Raw genomic sequence first — 16,185 nt, 5'->3', positions numbered from 1 at the left:
CGCCGGAATCCCGAGTCTCGGCCTCATCGGTGAGCTCCGACACCCGCCCTCGTCACACCGCTGTGCGCTGCGTACTGTGACACGTCACAAGAGCCACCGGAACGCGGGGGGATCAGTCGTGCCACTGTCCGACGAGGCGAGGGCCCTCGCTCTGCGCTGCGAGCCCCGGGTCAACGAGCTGGCGCGGCACATGGCCCGGGAGTCCTTCGAGCAGCTTCCGGGGTACACGGAGCTCCCCGACGACGTGAAGGACCTGGAGATCGCCGCCACCGCCCGGCACGGGGTGCGTCTCTTCCTGCGACGGGTCAGTGATCCGCATCCCGGCTCCGGCGGGCTGCGGCTGTTTCGCGAGCGGGCCGCGCAGCGCGCCGACGAGGGCATGCCCCTGCACCTGCTGCTGCGCAGCCATGCGCTCGGCATGTACGTCCTGTGGCAGGCGCTCCGCGAGGCCGCAGAGCCAGGCGAGGAGGGTGCGCTCATCGAACTCGTCGACCTGCTGCTCCAGTCGCACCACTCACTCGTCGGCGCGGTGGCCGAGACCTACATGGACGAGCGCTCCGCGCTGGAGGCGGAGCAGCGGGAGCGGCTCCGCTCCCTGGTGCGTGGCTTTCTGGACGGGACGCTGGAACCGGGACAGGTGCTGCTGGAGGAGCTCGGTCTGGGCGGGCCGGCGCTGGTACTCGCCGTCGCTCTGGAACCGGCGGACGGGCCGGACCGCGGCCAGCCGGACCCTCTCAGCCCGGTGACGGTGCGGCGCAGGATGCGGCGGATCCAGACGGTCCTCGACCAGACCTTCGGTACGGAGCTGCTCTTCCTGTTCGACGCGGGAGCCGGCCGGGCCGTCGTCCCGCGGGACTGCGAGCCGCCGGATGATCTCGCCCGACGGCTGTCCCGTGCCTGCGGGGTCGGGGTGCGGATCGCCGCGGCGCGGGCGGCGGCACCCGCAGCGGTACCCGAGGCATCCCGCACGGCGGCGGAGATCCTGCGCATCGCGCGGGTGTGCGGACTACCTCCGGGCGTGCACGGTCTCGACGACGTGCTCCTCGAATTCCACCTGTCGCGGCCCGGCCCCAGCGGCTGGCGCATCGCCGCCCTGCTGGACCCGGTCGCTGCCCGCCCTGAACTCCTGCGGACCCTGCGGACGTACCTGGCGCAGCAGCAGGACCGGCGCCTCACCGCCGTACTCCTCGGGCTGCATCCCAACACCGTCGATAACCGGCTCGCCCGGCTCGCGGAACTGACCGGGCTCAATCTGGGGGCTCCACGCGACACCGCGCTCGCCATCGCGGCCCTGCTCCTGCACGACACCGGGCAGGGGGACGAGGGTCACGGCAGCGCGTGAGAGCCTCCGGCCAGCGGCGGTCGCCAACCGCCGGCGCCCACTGCCGCCAGGTCACCAGCCAGCCGCCGGCCGCCTCCTGCCCGGCCGCCAGATGGTCCAACGCTCGGCCCATCTCCGCCGCATGGCCGAGGAACTCGGCGTGCACCACGAGGCCCTGCGCAACTGGATCCGCCAGGCCGAGGCCGACACCGGCGAACGCGACGGCCTGCTCACCACCGCCGAGCGTGAGGAGCTTGCCGCCCTGCGCAAGGAGAATGCCCAGCTCAAGCGTGCGAATGAGGTCCTGCGGACAGCCTCGGCTTATTTCGCGGCCCAGCTCGACCCGACCCGGCCCAGGTGACAGCGCTCGTTGACGAGCACCCGCATCTGGGGATCGAGCCCGTACTCCGGGAACTGAACATCCCCTCCTCCACCTACTACCGGTGGCGCCAGGCCGAGAAGGAACCGTGCGAACGGCGCCGCCGGGACGCCGAGCTGACCGGGCGGATCCGGCAGGTCCACGACGAGTCCGGCGGGATCTACGGCTCACCCCGCGTGCACGCCGTCCTCAAGCGTGAGGGCGTCCACGCCGACAGGAAGCGCGTCGAGCGGCTCATGCGCCAGGCCGGCCTGGCCGGGATCAGCCCCCGCCGGGGCAAGGGTTTCACTCGCCGTGACCCGGACGCCGATCTGGCCCCTGACCTGGTGCAACGCGACTTCACCGCGAATGGGCCGAACCGGCTGTGGGTTACCGACCTGACCATGATCTCCACCAGGGAGGGGCCGTTGTGGCTGTCCGCGATCCGCGACGCGCTCTCCCGCCGGGTGGTCGCCTGGGAGACCTCCGCCCGCGCGGACGCCGACCTGGTCCTCACCTCGCTGGAGTATGCCCCGGCCAGCCGCGAGGTCGCCCCCGGTGAGCTCATTCACCACGCCGACCACGGCTGTCAATACACGTCCGTGAAGCTCACAACACGCCTGGTCAGGGCCGGTATCCAGGCGTCCATGGGCTCGGTCGGCGACTCGTTCGACAATGCCCTGGCGGAGAACCTGTGGATGGTCATCAAGACCGAGTGCATCCGCGGCCGCGTCTTCGCCACCAGGGCCGAAGCGAACCTCGCGCTCTTCGAGTACATCGACGGCTTCTACAACCCCCGCCGCATCCAGAAACGGCTGGGCTACCTCAGCCCGATCGAGTTCGAGGAGAAGTACTACGCCGACCAGGCAGCGACCGAACAAGTGAACCTGAAACCACGTCAACCCGCTCTGACCAGCTAGTCAGCCACTCCCACGCTGCGGGGGAACCTCACATGTCATCTCAAGGTGTCTCCCGTGTGCCATACGAGGCAGGGGCCGTTTCAGCCAGCCGGCATGAGGAGCTGCCCTGGTGAGGCCGAAAGCAATGATGAAGGAAAAGACGCTCAGGTCGCCGGCCAGGCCAAACGCGGGGATGGTTACTGAGGTTTTCACATTGTCGTCGGGCAGTGACTATTGGTGACCCCTGCGGTATGTCGGAGAGATGTGGTAGGCGGAGGGTGGGGGTCTGACAGCCTTGTCACGTTGTTGGGTGCGTGGGTGTCTGACGGTGCGTCGAGGTGTGGTGGGGCCGGGTGCCGACCTGGGCTCCGGCCGCGGTAGGCCGGCCGGTGACGCCGGTGATCTGCTCCCGGATGGTGAGGCGGTTGGTCATTTCGGCTCGGTGTTCGGATGCGGTCATCAGGTGGCGTCGGGGCCGGAAGTGGGGTGAGATACCGCTGAACGCGGATAGGAATTGCCCGGCCCCGCCCACGCTGCGGAAGCCCTTCATCGCCCGTTCGCGTTGCTCGTCGGCTGGTGGCTGTTCTCGGCCCGGTTGTTCAGGCCCTTGTGCGAGCGATGCTCCACCGAGGGCATGACCTCGCGGTGAGCGGCGCCGTAGGAACGCAGCTTGTCGGTGACGACCACCCGCGGCACCCTGGGCGTGAGTGCCCTGACAGGACGGTGGTCCCGGGACGGCCCTGCGGCCACTTCGCACGTTCCGCAGGGCCAGCCCATCTTCCAGATGTGACCACCGGCCAGCCCGGCAGCCGGCGCCCGCAGCCCCTGAAGACACGGGCCCCGGTTCTGGTCGACGTGATCAACAGGACAGGGCCATATCGCAACGCTGCCCGTACTCGCGACGCTGCCCCGGGTGACAGCGAAACAGCCTGGACCACAGCCGGGATCGGCTCACCACCACCCCGCCCTGCCGCCAGCAGGGGTCGGTCCACGGTCGGCAGGACTGGAGCCCCGCTGACGGGCCAAGGCGGAGCAGCGACGGCTCGGGACGCCTGCTGTGGTCCGGGGCCGACCGGCCCGGCAGAAAGCACGACCAGGCCGCGATGCGCACCGAAGGCATCGCCGAGCAGCTGTGTCTGCATCCGCAGGTCAAGGCGAAGGTCGACGAGGGACACCGGGGCCTGGCCAACAACTTCCCCAACCAGGTCCAGGCACCGCCACGCAAGCCGAAGGACAAAGTGCCACTGGACGAGAACTACGCCTGGCGCGAGGCGCGCCGACGGCAGTCCTCCGCGCGGATCTGCGTGGAGCACAGCATCGGCGAGGAGAAGAAGTGGCGGCCGCTCCAGCGGTACCTCGGCCGATGCGAGTCCTACGCCGAAACCCACGCCGCCATCGCCGGACTGGTCTCCGACCGTGCGGCCCGCAGGCCCACCCGGAGGCACAAGAGCACCGAACTCGTGCTCGCCCGGAAGGCCGACTGCTAATCACCCACCAGCCGACCCGCCAGGTCGGCACGCCCCGACCTCAGTCGCGTACCGAGTCGTTGCGTCTGCCTCTTCCTGGCGGAGGCGTTCAAGTTCGAGGACTTCTCGCACCGAAACCTCGGGCAGTTGGGCGCCGACGCCCCTGGGGCGCTCCCGTCCCCAGGGGACGTGCGTCGTCCGGGGAGACGGGACGGGGGTGCGTACGTAGGGCGTGGCTAGGTAGCCGTCACCGACGCGAGGCAGCGCTCCGCGATGGGAAGTTCGGTTCGGCAAGAGGCCGATCGGCCTCTCGGGGAACCAGCGAGACCGGAGATTCATACATGGCAGCCAACGGCGTCACCTACACCGGCCTGGACGCACTGCTCGTGCCCGAGAGGTCGGTCCTCCTACTGATCGACCACCAGGGTGCGCAGTTCGCCGGGATGCACAGCATGGACCCCAACCTCGTGGTCAACAACGTGACCGCGCTGGCCAAGGGCGCCAAGCTGTTCGAGGTACCTACGATCCTCAGCACCGTGGTCGAGGACCGGGGCGGGCGGATCATCCGGCAGATCCAGGATGTTTTTCCGGACCAGAGGCCGATCGACCGTACCACGATCAACACCTGGGAGGACCAGCGGGTCGTCGATGCCGTCGCCGCCACCGGCCGCAAGGACCTCGTCATAGCCGGCCTGTGGACGGACATCTGCCTTGCCTTCCCGGCGATCCACGCGCTGGGCGACGGCTACCGGGTCTACGCGGTGACGGACGCGTCCGGCGCGACGACGGCCGAGGCACACGAGCGCGGGGTCCAACGCATGGTCCAGGCGGGTGTCATCCCGATGACCGCCGGCACCGTCGTCTCGGAATGGCAGCGCGACTGGGCGCGCGAGGCGACCGTCCCCGGCATCAGCCAGATCATGTTCGACCACGGTGGAAGCTTCGGCACGAGCCTGGCCTGGGAGCTTCAGCTCCTCGGCCAGGACTGACGAGCCCGGAACCCGCCCTCAGGTCGTCAGTGGCAGGTCCCGTAGTTGGCGACGAGAGGTGACACCGAGCTTGCGGAAGATGTTCCGCAGGTGGGCGTCGATGGTGCGTGGGCTCAAGAAGAGCTGCGTGCCCACCTCCTTGGACGTCGCGCCCGTGGCGACCAGCCGGGCGATCTGGAACTCCTGCGCGGTGAGGCGGGTTGGCACCTCGCCGACCCGCTTCCGCGCGCGGGCGCCGGTCGCGGCAAGTTCTCGGGCGGCCCGCGCGGCAAACGCCGCAGCCCCGAGCGCGGACAGCTGCTCGTATGCCGCCTGCAGCTCCACCCGCGCCTCGGTGCGCCGGCCCTCACGGCGCAGCCACTCCCCGTACAGCAGCCGGGCACGTGCCACGTGCGGGGCGCCCTCGCTGCCCGCGAGCCGCTCGATCGCCTCCCGGTACAGTTTCTCGGCCGTCGGCCCCTCGGTGAGCAGGGCCCGCGAGCGCAACTCCGTGCCGAGCGCCCACTCGGAGCCGCTAGCGGCGGTACGCTCGGACAGGCGTCTCATCACGGGCTCCGCGAGATCGGGACGTCCCGCGTGGGTCGCCGCCTCGATGAACTCCACGGGTACCCAGGAGTAGAAGCTGATCTCGTCGAGGTCACCGGCGGTCAGGCAGGTCGCGAGGGCGGCGTCGTACCGGCCCAGCCCGTTGAGCAGTACAGTCCGGGCGTACTCCGTGGCGCTGAGAAGCCGCCCCTCACCGCGCGCCGCTGCGTCGTGGGTGGCGATGTCGGCGAGCCGGGTGGTGCGTTCCTCGTCGCCGCGCCACGCGGCGACGGTGACGTCGACGTGGAGCATGGCCGGGGTGCCCACCTCGGCCGCGATCGCGTGCGCTTCGTCGACCAGTGCGGCGGCATCGGCGAACTCGCCGGCGTGGACGTGGGCGAGGGCCCGGTAGCTGAGGGCCACGGGGAGTTCGGCGAGCATGCCCGCGCCGCGCACCAGCTCAAGCTGACGGGTGGCCAGCTCCCGCCAGGCCGTGTCGTCCCACAGGTCCATCGCGGGACCGCAGGCGGCCCATAACTGGCCCACGTCACAGGCGTCGCGTCCCGCACCGCCCCGGTAGACGTCCACGGCCCGCCGCAGTTCCGGCACGGCCGCCGCGTACCCGTGCCTGACCTGGGCTGTCAATCCGTCGAGCAGTACGTCGAGCGGGCGTGACCCCAATGGGGTGGGGCTCAGAACACGGACGGTCTCGGCGGTCTCGCGCATACGGTCGACGGGGGTGAACCGGCCGACGAACACCGCTGCGGCGAAGGCTTCGAGGAACGTCTCGCGGGCCGTGCAGGTGTCGAGCGGCGCCATGAGCCGGGCCGCCCAGAGCAACTTCTCGACAGCGGCGTCGTCCCGGTTCCTGTCGAACGCCATCCGAGCGCGCAGCGTGGCCACTGTGGCCCTCTGGAGGTCGTCGAGCGGTCCGGCTTCCGCCATGGACAGCAGGGACAGCGCCGCTTCGGCATCGCCGCTGTCCCGCTTGGCGCGCGCCGCGGCGACAGCTCGTACGCCGCGACGAGCAAAATCCGGCGTCAGATTCGCCGCCTTCTCCAGGAATGCCGCCGCCGCGGCGACGCCACCGCGGCCCCGGGCCCGCTCCGCCGAGCGCTCCAGCGCCGCGGCGACGTCCTCGTCCGGCTTGCACGCGGCTTGCGCGGAGTGCCACGCCTTGCGGTCTGGCTCTGTGTCCGCGACGGCCTCGGCGAGGGCGCGGTGGACCGCGCGGCGGTCGTCGAGGGCGGCGGACCGGTAGACGGTCGACCGTACCAGCGGATGGTGGAACCGCGCCCGTCCGCCGATAGCCAGCAACCCGGACTCCTCGGCGAGCGTCACTGCCTCGGCGGGGATGCCGAGTCGCTCCGCCGCCGCGCCCAGGAGGATCGGACAGCCGGTCGGCTCGGCCGCCGCGATCAGCAGCAGGGTTCGTGCCTCGGCGGGGAGCTCGGCCAGTCTGGCCCGGTAGCTCGCTGCTACCTTCCTCGACGTGGGGGAGGTAGCCGGCAGCGCGAACCCGCCCGCGAGGTCCGCGCCGTGGGGCAGTTCGAGGAGGGCCAGCGGATTGCCGCGCGCCTCGGCGAGGATGCGGTCGTGCACGGCAGCGTCGAGAGGCACGTGGATCTGCGAGGCAAGAAGACGGCGGGCGTCGTCGTCCGCCAGGCCGCGCAGCCTCACCTCGGGGAGGCAGGCCAGTTCGGGGAGGCCCGCTGGTTCGTGGCGTTCGCTTGCATCACGCTCGGCGAAGATCAGTCCCACGGGTTCGGCCTGGAGCCGGCGCGCGACGAAGGCCAGTGCCTGGGCCGACGCCTGGTCGAGCCAGTGCGCGTCGTCGACGACGCAGAGGACGGGCTGCTCGGCCGCGGCCTCGGAGAGGAGGTTGAGCACCGCCAGGCCCACGTGGAAGCGGTTGGGCGTCCCGTCCCCGGTGCGCCCGAACGCCGCGTCGAGAGCCTCGCGTTGGGGTACTGGTAAGCATTCCTGCCAGCGCAGGACCGGCCCGCAGAGCTGGTGGAGGGCGGCGAAAGCGAGTTCCGATTCGAACTCGGCGCCCACGGCACGCAGCATCTTCAGGCCCGGTGCCGCCAAGGCCTGGTCGATCAGTGCGGTCTTGCCGATTCCCGGTTCTCCCCGCACGACCAGCGCTCCGCCGTGCCGGGACCGGATGCCGTCGATCAGCCGGTCCACGGTGTCCCACTCGCTCCGTCGGCCGAGGAGCGCGTGCCGTTCCCCTCCCGGACCCGATCCCCGCATCAGAGGACCCGTCCTGCGCACGCGCCGGTGGCGACCGGTGGTATGGCAGGGGATGCGACCGGCGATGGCATGCAGGCGCTCTCGACCCGGACGCCGAAACTCGCGGGCGTGATGCTGGGCCGGCCGTCTAGGTGGGTTCTGCCGACGCGAACGGGCACTTCGCCTGCGAGTTTGGCCATGGGACTCCCTCTCGTTTCCCGGATGCGACGCGAGCCGGCGCACGGTGAGAGTCCCATCCAGCTTGTTGACGTGTCAACAAGTAGCTGATGGTCTTGCCTGCGTGTCGTCGCCGGCACGCCGAGCACCCTCGGAGACACCACCCAGGAGGACTGATGGCTCCCCCTTCACCTCGCGAACCCCACGCAGCCGGGAACTCGGCCCCCGGCCCGCCGCCGCCTTTCGACCCCGAACTCGCCCCGGCTCTCGCGCCGCTGGCTGGAGTCCTGCCGCCCGCGATCCTGCCCTCGATGATCCCGGCCGTGCGCCGGACCGTCGCCGCCCTACGGCCGTCGGACGAAGACCTGACGCGCGGCGGGGCAATCGAGGTGCGGGAACGCCGGATACCGGGCCCTCCCGACGTCCCGCTGCTGATCTGCCGCCCGCACGGCGTCGCCGCCCCCCGACCGGCCGTGTACTTCACCCATGGCGGCGGCTTGATCCTCGGCGATAACCGCAACCTCATCGGGGAGATGCTCGACTGGGTGGAGGAGCTCGAAGTCGTCCTCGTGTCGGTCGACTATCGGCTCGCCCCGGAGCACCCCTACCCTGCGGCGATCGAGGACGTGTATGCGGGACTGGTCTGGGTCGCGGAGCACTCGGCTGCCATCGGGGTCGATCCCGACCGGCTCGTGGTCGCCGGGGCCAGTGCGGGCGGTGGCCTGACCGCGGCGGCCACGCTCCTGGCCCGGGACCACGGTGGCCCGCGCCTCGCCGGACAACTTCTCGCCTGCCCGATGCTCGACGACCGCAACGACTCGTTGTCCGGCCTCCAGATGGCTGGGCGCGGTGTCTGGGACCGCACGTCGAACAAGACCGGCTGGACGTCGCTGCTCGGGGAGGCGCGGGGCGCCGCCGACGTCTCCCCGTACGCGGCCCCGGCCCGTGCGGCCAGCCTGGCGGGATTGCCGCCGCTCTTCGTCGACGTCGGCTCCGCCGAGACGTTCCGGGACGAGGTCGTCGCGTACGCGTCCCGCTTCTGGCTCGCCGGCGGCGATGCGGAACTGCACGTCTGGCCCGGCGGATTCCACGGCTTCGACGCGATGGTGCCGGGCGCGGCACTGTCCCGAGCCGCCCGCGCGGCCAGGCTGCGCTGGCTGCGCCGGGTGCTGTAGACGTGCACAGGTTCGGCACGCTCCTGCTCGGCACGCCCTGGTCCCACCCGCCCCGGTCCGCCCCGGTCGCCGCTGCAGCCGGACACCGCGCGAAGCCTCGGACGGCCCTCCGGCTACGATCTCCGCACCATCGGACCCGCACCCAGAAGATTGGCCCCATGAACGAACCACGCTGGCTCGACGAGCGTGAGGCGGCTGTCTGGAAGCAGTACCGGGACCTGCAGCGCCGGCTGCAAAGCGCCTTGGACAGGCAGCTCGCCCGCGACTCCACACTGTCCGGGGCCGAGTACGCGGTCCTCGTCCCCCTGTCCGAGTCGCCGGGCGACGTCCTGCGAGCCAGGGAACTCCAGGCGGAGCTGGGCTGGGAGCGCAGCCGGCTGTCACATCAGGTCAGCCGGATGGAGTCACGCGGCCTGGTCGCCCGCGAGCCGTGCACGGACGACGCGCGCGGCTCGATGGTGCGCATGACCCCCCAGGGCCGGGACGCGATCGAGGCCGCCGCACCGCAGCACGTCGAGACGGTCCGCCACTCCTTCTTCGACCCGCTCTCCCCCGACGAGGTCGACACTCTGGGCGTGCTCCTCGGCCAGCTCCTCGCCTCGCTCCCGCGCGACACGGACTGACCGCTCCCCCGTCCGCCCGCTCCCATGGCCGATCATGGCGCGGTGCCCGCACGCGGTGCGGCGCCGTACTCGATCACGTCGTCGGCAGGCCGACCCTGCGTAGGCCCGTCGCTTAGGCGACCGTCACCGACGCGAGTCGGTCCGACGCGCTGCAAGTGTCTTGTCGTGGCAGACCTACGTGAGGAGCCGGAATGAAGATCACCGTTGTCGGACGAGGGCACGTCGGGGGCGGACTGGCGGGCCTGTGGGAGAAGGCCGGCCACAAGGTGACCGGTTTCGGCCGTGACGGCGGAGACGCGGCCGGCGCCGACGTCCTGGTGGTCGCGGTGCCGGGTCCGGCGATCGCCGACGCGCTGGCCCGTGTGTCGGGGCTGGCCGGACAGGTGACCATTGACGCCTGCAACCTCTACGGACCGCGGGACGACTCCTTCCGCTCGCTGTCCCACCAGGTGAAGTCGATCGTCGACGGACCGACCGCGAAATCGTTCTCGACGAACTTCGCCGCGATGTACGACCGGATCGCGGCGCAGCGCGTGCGCCCGAGTAACCTCTTCGCCGCCGAACCGGCCGCGCGGGAGACGACCGAACAACTCATCAGGGATGCCGGCTACGACCCCGTCTTCGTCGGCGACCTGGACCCTGGCGCCCGCCTGCTCGAAGACAGCTCGGCGCTGACCCGCGCGGTGGCCGGACAGCTCGGCCCCTTCTTCTACCGTTACGGGCCCCCCGGCGAGCTCTGAACCACCACTGCCCCTCCCCCTCGAAGGAAACCCATGCACGAGAGCGATCCGAGCGAGGCCGCCAAGGCGGTCGTCCGCCGCAACACCGAAGAGGTACAGGGCGGCGGTGACTTCGCACTCTTCGACAAACTCTTCGCCGACGACTTCCTCGACCACACCCCGCAGCCCGGCCGCACCGCCGACAAGGCGGGCGCGCGCGAGCTGTACCAGGCTCTCCGCGAGGCCTTCCCCGACTTCCGCCCCGTCATCCACTGGCAGTCCGCCGACGGCGACCTCGTCACCACGTACAAGACCTATCACGGCACCCACAAAGGCGAGTTCTTCGGCATCGCACCCACCGGCAGGCAGATCAGCTTCGACACCGTGGACGCCATGAGGGTGCGCAACGGGAAGATCACCGAGCACTGGGGCGTCGCGAACCTGTTCTCGCTCATGCAGCAACTCGGCGCACTGCCATCTACCGTATAGGTGCTCGACCTCTCTGCACGCGAATTCGGCCCGGCAGACCCCCACAATGGCCGCCGATCGGCGGCCTGATGTACGGCCGGGCCGACAACTCAAGCCTGGGCCACCCGGGCATGGGGCGGCCCAGGAAGTTGATATGCCGGTCCTTGAGCGGGGAGAGCCGGCCGCGCCCTCGTCCTTGACGTCGTGCCCCTCGGGGCGCGGAGCCGGGTGACGGCGGCATCCAGGTAGCGCGGGTGCCACACCGCGGCAAGCTGGTCCTCCTGGCCTTCGTGGTACGCCCGGCGGATCTGGTCCCGGCCGCCGTGGCAGATCCCGCGGGCGAGGCGGTGGCGAATTCCCGGACAGCGAGCTGCTGGTTCATCAGGCGACGGCAGGTGTCGTCGACGACGGCGAGCAGGTGCTGCTCGACGGTGCGCCGGATCGCGCCGTCCCTTGCCGCAGGGTCCTTGCAGGCCTCGACAGACAACCGGGTTCCTGATCCTGTACAAGGGCCAGAGCGCGGTCGAGCGCCGCAACCGGGGCTCGGTGGGTACTGCCGCGCCTGGTCGGCGAGGTCCGCTACGCGACCAGGAGCCGGGCGGGCCTGTTGCGGCATCCCTCCTGGCACCGGCTGCGTCCCGACCTCGCACCGGACATCACCTGACCCAGGCGCTGCCCACTGCGGCGGGTGCAGTCCGTATGCGGATTACAGATCTCACACGGCTCGATGTCCGGCTCTGTCAGCGCGATCAACGCGTCCTCGCGGTCCAGGAACCCGAACCGGGTGCTGCACAGGGAACAGCCCCCGCGGTGCAGCATCGCCGTCTCACCCGACCGCTTCGGCTGGATCTTCCACGGCTGCTCGGCGTGCCCGCTCCCGGGCACGCTGCTCCTACTGCTCCTTGATCTCCAGTTCCCGGATCCGGCCCCTGACCTGGCGCAGCTGCCACTCGGCCAGGGCCCGGCTCTTGTCCAGGTCGGATATGCCGCCGGGCATGGTTACGCCACGGCCGGCTCGTGGGCGTGCTTGAGCGCCATGCGGCCTCGACACGGTCGCCGGCGTCGACGGAATCCCAGAAGGGGTGCATGGAGACGGTGAGACGCTGAGCTCCATCAGCACCCCCGACAACCGATGCGCCCGCCTCACGATCAAGACACGACAGGGGAACACCCAGGCTCTGCCTGCGGGTACGGCGTCCGCAAGCAGTTCTCGTACGAGTTCGACCACGAGTTCGGCGCAGCTGTGAAGCTGTCCGTCTCCTAGCACGCGCAGCAGACGCCGACGGCCCGGTACCGACGAGGGAAGCGGTACCGGGCTGAGGCTGGCGAAGAACGCGACCGAGCTGATGACGCCTTCCAGACGAATGCGCAGCCTGGCCGCCTCACCAGCGGATCCCCGGCCCGTCGAGAGCGGCGGTCTCTTGAGCCAGCGGCCGACGAGGGTTGCGGCTATGCCGACGAAGGCGAGGAAGTTCTCGGACCGGTCGGATCGGTCGCAGCGAAGAAGACGGCGAGGATCACATTTCGAGCTAGGGGCGGCGGTCGCGGATCGCAGGTAGTTCTCGGCGTGGTGGAAGCGGAACAAGGGGTTGATGACCGTGGTGTGGTGCAGGGCGATCCCGCCGAAGAACTGGCCTAACTGAGGCGGAATGGCCACAGGGTCACCGGGGTCGGCGATGTTGACCCATCGCGTGCCGCCGGGCAGGTACGCCCCCGCCGCGCCGGGCCGGTGCCCTGCCGCGCGGGGATCAAGCGGTCGAAGACGGCGCGGGGCAGTGCCAGGGTTGAGCCGAGGGTGAGGAACAGGTCGGGTTGCAGTTCCGGGTGGGCATGCAGGGCTTCGTGGGCAACGACCGATCGGACCATCCATGTCCGTCCGACACGCGTCGCCAACGGTTCGGTGCGGCTGTGCGGAGCACGGCGGGAGCCGCGCCGAGTGAGCAGGCGCGCCCCAGAAGACCCGTCCTCGTGCGGGGAGAGCTCGTGGAACGCTACGGATGGAACGGTGTGCACCACCGGCCGACGCCGGGATCCTGTCAGACCCCGCCGGGCCCGGCGATCGATGGGTGCTATGCCTGATGGGCCGCAGCGATCTGGCCGACCAGGACGGCGAACGGCATGTCGAGGGCGGCGTAAAGGGCGCCGGAGTCGTGGGCGGCGTTATCCGCCAGCGCCTCGACCATGAGGGTCGCGTAGTCGGAGACGATGACACCCGCCTGCTGCATGCGGAGCAGTCCGGCCTCCCGTTTGGCCTGGCTGAAGGTGCCGGAGGCATCCAGGGTGACATAGGCGTCGTACCCGGCACCTGTGGCGGAGATCGCGGGCAGGGCCGCGCAGACCTCGAGCGACACCCCGGCGAAGATCAGCTTCTGTCGGCCGGTGGCCTCGATGGCCTCACGGACCCGGTCGTCGTGCCAGGCGTTGACGGTGCTGCGGTCGATGATCTTCTGTCCGGCTGGCAGTGCCCGGACCAGTTCGGGGGTGGTCGGCCCCCACATGCTGTCGGCCGCGGTGGTGGTGACCACCAGCGGGATGCCCAGCACGGTCGCCGCCTGGGCCAGCGCCACCACATTGTGCTTCAGTTCACCGACCGGGACGTCCCGAACGCCGGAGAGAAGCCCCACCTGGTGGTCGACCAGCACCACGGCGGCGTTCTCCCGGGTAATCGACTCCTGGAACTTGCTGCGCTCGCTCATCTTTCCGCTCCTTCGAGGGTTGGGTCACAGCCTCATTAGTCACTAGTCTTGATAGTCAAGATTAGTGACTACTTTGAAGGTATGCCCCTGCCGCCCGGAGCGCAAGCACCGGCCGGGCCGGGACACCCCTCATCCCGGGCGAGCCAAGCCCGCCGGACAGGACTAAAGTTGCCGGTCACAGCAGAGCGGCAGACAAGCGCGGAGACGGGAGGGACCTTGACCGGGCACCAGAACACGGACCCGGACCTCGGCGTACTCGCCGCCCAGGTTCTCTTCTCCGTCCAGCGCGAGCTGTTCACCGCCCTCACCGAACAGGGCTTCGACGACATCCAGCCCCGCACCGGCGCCGTCCTCGCCTATCTGCGGACCGACGGCATCCGCGCGAGCGAACTCGCCCGCGCCTCCGGACAGCACAAGCAGGTCATCGGCACCGTTGTCGACGACCTCGAACGCCTGGGCTACGTCGAACGCAAATCCGACCCCGCAGACCGCCGAGCCAAACTGATCCACCCCACCGAACGCGGTCTGCTCCAGATGGAGGCCGCCACCTCCATCATGCGCACGATCGAGGAACGCCACGCGAAGGCGCTGGGCAAACGGGAGTACGCCGCCTTCAAGACCGCTCTCCAGCGCGTGGCCGCACTTCAGCACGAGACCGAGCACGGCAGCCAGGGCACCGGGACACGGACGGTCCGCCCCGACCGGTGAGGCCGGTTGAGCCCAGGTGGCGCACGCGCGTGCCGGGCCGGAGATGTGACTGGTGGAGTCGGGCGGGGGAACTCTCCGGATTCCCTCGGACTCCGCGTGGGTGCCCGATCGGCGAAGGTCACGTCTCGCGCGCCCAGGAGCCGGAATCCTGCCTCGCGAGGCGGCAAGCCGACCAGCTCGACCATCATGGCCGGGCCGCACCGGTCATAGGCGTCTACGTTGCCGCACTCAACATCACGTAGCGGCATCTGCGGTGCTCCCTTGTCCTTGGACATGGACGTCATGGCCGGCGGCGGCTGACCTCGGCCACGCAGGCGCGCCAGCCCCCGGCAGCGGCCCCGCTGGCACTTGACGGGCGACGCTGATGTGGACGCTGAGAGTGCGGGCGAAGATCGCAGCGGGCAGCGGGTGGGGGTCGGCGACCCCGGCGAGTTGAGGGCGGCGGCCCGGTCATGCGCCTGGGGGATCTGTGCGCCGCGGGTGCGGGCCGTGCTGTCAGGCGAGGACCTCGTCGACGGCAGGCCAGCGTGGGGTCGGCTTCAGCCCGGAGGGCAGCCTGACAGTCTTGCTGTAGCCGAACTCCCGCAGGGTCTCGGCGGCATGCTCGCGGCCGTAGCCGCTGTGCTTCGTTCCGCCGAACGGGGTCCCCATCATGGTCCGGTTGTAGTTGTTGACGAAGACGATGCCCGCCTCGACGCCCCGGCTGACACGCAGCGCGCGGGCGCTGTCGGCAGTGTAGACGCCCGCAACGAGCCCGAAGTCGGTGCCGTTGGCGATCTCGACTGCCTCGGCCTCGTCGTCGAACGGGATCACGCAGACAACCGGGCCGAAGATCTCCTCCTTCGCAATACGCATGTCCGGGCGCAGGCCCGTGAAGAGGGTCGGGGCCACGTAGAAGCCGCCTGCGAGGTCTGGGTCCGCCGGCAGTTGGGCTTGCGCGGTGATCTCGGCACCTTCCCTGACGCCGGTGGCGATGTAGTCCAGGACGCGCTGCTGCTGGGCCCGTGTGACCAGAGGTCCGACGTGGGTGGTCGGGTCCAGGCCCCGGCCCACGCGGAGCTTGCCGACGGCCCGGCCGAGGCGGTCCACGACCTCGTCGTGCACCGAGCGGTGGACCAGCAGACGGGAGGCGGCCGTGCAGGCTTCGCCCTGGTTGAAGAAGCCGCCCTCCAGGGCCCCGGCGACGGCGGCGTCGAGGTCGGCGTCCTCAAAAATCACCAGGGGGTTCTTGCCGCCCAGTTCCATCAGGGTGGGGGTGAGATTGTCCGCGGCCGTTCTGAGCACTGCGGCGCCGGTGGCGGGGGAGCCGGTGAAGGATAGTTTGCGCACCAGGGGGTGGCCCGCCAGCGCGGCGCCCACAGACCCCTTGCCCGGCACGACGTGCACGACGTTGTCGGGCAGGACGGACTGGATGATCTCGGCCAGCCGCATGACGGTCAGCGGGGCCTGCTCCGGCGGCTTCAGTACAACGGCGTTCCCGACCGCGAGCGCCGGAGCGGTCTTCCCCGCCGTGTGGATCGGGGGCCAGTTGAAGGGGATGATGCCGCCGATCACACCGAAGGGCTGGAGCGAGGTCACGTCCAGCGCGTAACCGCTGTCACGCACGGAGCCTGGCATGTCGTGGGTGAGTCCGGCGAAGAGTTCGAAGCACGCGATGCAGGCCTCCAGGTCGAAGTGGGCCTGGCCGCGGGGCTTGCCGTTCTCTCGGGACTCCAACTCGGAGAGTTCATCGGCGTACGACCGGATCTCCCGTGCGACGTCCAGCAGCAGCCGGCCACGCTCGGTCGGGGTGCGACGGCTCCAGGAGAGGAAGCCTTCGTGGGCGG

Annotated in this window: 12 protein-coding genes and 4 pseudogenes; 11 read left to right on the top strand and 5 right to left on the bottom strand. The window is 70.4% G+C overall.

The genetic code is table 11. The annotated features are described in order from the left end of the window. Nucleotides 1–118: 118 nt before the first annotated feature. The 3 genes from OG842_RS39625 to OG842_RS39615 all read left to right on the top strand — a co-directional run bounded on the left by OG842_RS39625 (nucleotide 119) and on the right by OG842_RS39615 (nucleotide 2,599). Nucleotides 119–1,342 carry a PucR family transcriptional regulator gene (locus OG842_RS39625; RefSeq protein WP_266734021.1) on the top strand — a complete coding sequence of 408 codons (1,224 nt, stop codon included), beginning with the start codon at nucleotides 119–121 and terminating at the stop codon, nucleotides 1,340–1,342. 121 nt (nucleotides 1,343–1,463) lie between these two features. Then, nucleotides 1,464–1,682, top strand: coding sequence for a transposase (locus tag OG842_RS39620; protein WP_266734023.1), 219 nt, complete (start codon nucleotides 1,464–1,466; stop codon nucleotides 1,680–1,682). Next, nucleotides 1,679–2,599 carry an IS3 family transposase gene (locus tag OG842_RS39615; protein ID WP_266734025.1) on the top strand — a complete coding sequence of 307 codons (921 nt, stop codon included), beginning with the start codon at nucleotides 1,679–1,681 and terminating at the stop codon, nucleotides 2,597–2,599. The genes OG842_RS39620 and OG842_RS39615 overlap by 4 nt, the downstream gene beginning before the upstream one ends. A gap of 349 nt (nucleotides 2,600–2,948) precedes the next feature. Here the strand turns inward: OG842_RS39615 and OG842_RS45410 are convergent. After that, nucleotides 2,949–3,283, bottom strand: a pseudogene (locus OG842_RS45410) (DDE-type integrase/transposase/recombinase); the annotation flags it as partial. 224 nt (nucleotides 3,284–3,507) lie between these two features. On the opposite strand from OG842_RS45410, the gene OG842_RS39600 reads away from it, so the two are divergent. Then, nucleotides 3,508–4,065, top strand: a complete 558-nt coding sequence (locus OG842_RS39600) for a transposase family protein (protein ID WP_328512699.1) — start codon at nucleotides 3,508–3,510, stop codon at nucleotides 4,063–4,065. 320 nt (nucleotides 4,066–4,385) lie between these two features. After that, complete coding sequence (locus tag OG842_RS39595) at nucleotides 4,386–5,033, top strand: hydrolase (RefSeq protein WP_266734026.1); 648 nt, start codon at nucleotides 4,386–4,388, stop codon at nucleotides 5,031–5,033. 18 nt (nucleotides 5,034–5,051) lie between these two features. On the opposite strand, the gene OG842_RS39590 is transcribed toward OG842_RS39595, so the two are convergent. After that, nucleotides 5,052–7,814: a helix-turn-helix transcriptional regulator gene (locus OG842_RS39590; protein ID WP_266734028.1), complete on the bottom strand. Its 2,763-nt coding sequence runs from the start codon at nucleotides 7,812–7,814 to the stop codon at nucleotides 5,052–5,054. Between the two features lie 332 nt (nucleotides 7,815–8,146). On the opposite strand from OG842_RS39590, the gene OG842_RS39585 reads away from it, so the two are divergent. The 5 genes and pseudogenes from OG842_RS39585 to OG842_RS39565 all read left to right on the top strand — a co-directional run. Next, nucleotides 8,147–9,145: an alpha/beta hydrolase gene (locus tag OG842_RS39585; RefSeq protein WP_266734029.1), complete on the top strand. Its 999-nt coding sequence runs from the start codon at nucleotides 8,147–8,149 to the stop codon at nucleotides 9,143–9,145. Between the two features lie 158 nt (nucleotides 9,146–9,303). Then, nucleotides 9,304–9,768, top strand: a complete 465-nt coding sequence (locus tag OG842_RS39580; RefSeq protein WP_266734030.1) for a MarR family winged helix-turn-helix transcriptional regulator — start codon at nucleotides 9,304–9,306, stop codon at nucleotides 9,766–9,768. A 191-nt stretch (nucleotides 9,769–9,959) separates the two neighbouring features. Beyond that, nucleotides 9,960–10,508 (top strand): dinucleotide-binding protein, encoded by a 549-nt coding sequence (locus OG842_RS39575; protein ID WP_266734031.1) that lies wholly within the window; start codon nucleotides 9,960–9,962, stop codon nucleotides 10,506–10,508. A gap of 33 nt (nucleotides 10,509–10,541) precedes the next feature. After that, nucleotides 10,542–10,976, top strand: a complete 435-nt coding sequence (locus tag OG842_RS39570; protein ID WP_266734032.1) for an ester cyclase — start codon at nucleotides 10,542–10,544, stop codon at nucleotides 10,974–10,976. Nucleotides 10,977–11,493: 517 nt separating this feature from the next. After that, nucleotides 11,494–11,619, top strand: a pseudogene (locus OG842_RS39565) (ATP dependent DNA ligase); the annotation flags it as partial. Nucleotides 11,620–11,711: 92 nt separating this feature from the next. On the opposite strand, the pseudogene OG842_RS39560 reads toward OG842_RS39565, so the two are convergent. Next, a pseudogene (locus tag OG842_RS39560) lies at nucleotides 11,712–11,774 on the bottom strand (hypothetical protein); the annotation flags it as partial. A gap of 1,250 nt (nucleotides 11,775–13,024) precedes the next feature. Beyond that, nucleotides 13,025–13,651, bottom strand: a complete 627-nt coding sequence (locus OG842_RS39555) for an isochorismatase family protein (protein ID WP_266734036.1) — start codon at nucleotides 13,649–13,651, stop codon at nucleotides 13,025–13,027. 216 nt (nucleotides 13,652–13,867) lie between these two features. Here OG842_RS39555 and OG842_RS39550 point away from each other — a divergent pair, with 216 nt between their 5' ends. After that, a complete protein-coding gene (locus OG842_RS39550; RefSeq protein ID WP_266734038.1) occupies nucleotides 13,868–14,359 on the top strand; it encodes a MarR family winged helix-turn-helix transcriptional regulator in 492 nt (163 codons plus the stop codon). A gap of 495 nt (nucleotides 14,360–14,854) precedes the next feature. Here OG842_RS39550 and OG842_RS39545 read toward each other — a convergent pair. After that, nucleotides 14,855–16,174 (bottom strand): annotated as a pseudogene (locus tag OG842_RS39545) (aldehyde dehydrogenase family protein); the annotation flags it as partial. Nucleotides 16,175–16,185: the final 11 nt, after the last annotated feature.

Source organism: Streptomyces sp. NBC_00376, assembly GCF_036077095.1.
GTDB lineage: Bacteria > Actinomycetota > Actinomycetes > Streptomycetales > Streptomycetaceae > Streptomyces.
This window is presented reverse-complemented; position numbering and strand designations above follow the sequence as displayed.